Origin of the sequence: uncultured Campylobacter sp. (genome assembly GCF_938031315.1) — a bacterium.
Classification (GTDB): domain Bacteria; phylum Campylobacterota; class Campylobacteria; order Campylobacterales; family Campylobacteraceae; genus Campylobacter_B.
The window spans coordinates 1-1,064 of record NZ_CALHHT010000056.1; the positions used below are offsets into that span (position 1 = coordinate 1).

Sequence of the window (1,064 nt, forward strand, 5' to 3'; positions counted from 1 at the left end):
GAGCTATTGCATGAAATTCTAAAAGGCGTAAATAATAAAAATGGCAATAAAATTTAAAATGAGGTGAAATATGCAGCAAAATGAAGGGTTGTATTATTTAATAGCTGGATTCATATACGATTGGTGCGATATAGGGCTGTTTTGCGATGAATTTTATAAGATGTATGATTTGGAATCGCAATATTGCGCAACCAATAAAGCGGAAGAGCAGGCATTAAAAGAATTGGATATGATGACGGGTAGATTTTCTGAGTTTGATGAAGATTTTAAAAAGGCTCCTAACGTATTTTTTAAAGAAGGCGAGATAAGGCAAAAGGCAGAAGAAATTTTTCGATTATTTTCTAATATCAAAATTTCTAAAGAGAAATTTTTTAGATTTTTGAAAGAGCAGAGAGGGCTAAATTTTCCGATTGGCGTTGATTTGGGCGAAGGCTATGTAATGTGCCCGAATTGCTCCAACGCAATGAAAGTAGATGAGCGCCAAAGCGTGATTACATGCGATAATAAATATTGCATCACTAAGCTTATCAATCCTTTAGCAAAATTAACGCTTGCGGAGATCGAGAGTGCGAAATACAATGGCCAAGAAGCCGATTAAAAGGTTCAAGCGGACAAATCTTTGCTAAACCATAGAAAGGAGCACAATGCTAAGCGGAAGAGAAATTTACGAGAATTTTTTGTTAAGATTCTCGGACAACGAACGCGATATTATGAAAAATTTGGCGAGAAATATATATGAACTAAACAAAAGAGAGTTTATCATTGAGTTTGATAAAAACAATATATATAAAGTCAGATTTTATGACGACTTTGAGGGATGCTGTGATCCAGGTCTCGAAGAAGGAGAAGAGGGGTGGGATGAGCTATTTTTTGGATTTGAATTTGTAGTTTTAGAGGTTTTATCAACGCAAGCTGCAAAATTTAAAAAGGGCGATTATATCGAAATAAACTATAAAAACTATCCCAAAATATTTGATATGGATAGAAATTTGATTTAGATATGATGATTTAATAGAATTATGGAGAAAATAGATGCTTATTTTAGTAGGGCAGGAATGCCGCAT

Annotated in this window: 2 protein-coding genes; both read left to right on the forward strand. The window is 34.0% G+C overall.

Features of this window, described 5'->3' with window-relative positions; translation table 11 throughout:
• Positions 1-70 precede the first annotated feature (70 nt).
• Positions 71-598 (forward strand): hypothetical protein, encoded by a 528-nt coding sequence (locus Q0236_RS01695; RefSeq protein ID WP_297914297.1) that lies wholly within the window; start codon positions 71-73, stop codon positions 596-598.
• A 46-nt stretch (positions 599-644) separates the two neighbouring features.
• Positions 645-998: a hypothetical protein gene (locus Q0236_RS01700; protein WP_297914299.1), complete on the forward strand. Its 354-nt coding sequence runs from the start codon at positions 645-647 to the stop codon at positions 996-998.
• The last annotated feature ends 66 nt before the right edge of the window (positions 999-1,064 follow it).

What these genes read in the sequence shown, in the direction of transcription:
- Q0236_RS01695 (WP_297914297.1), top strand. Translation starts at nt 71, where the DNA reads ATGCAGCAAAATGAAGGGTTGTATTATTTAATAGCTGGATTCATATAC.
- Q0236_RS01700 (WP_297914299.1), top strand. Translation starts at nt 645, where the DNA reads ATGCTAAGCGGAAGAGAAATTTACGAGAATTTTTTGTTAAGATTCTCG.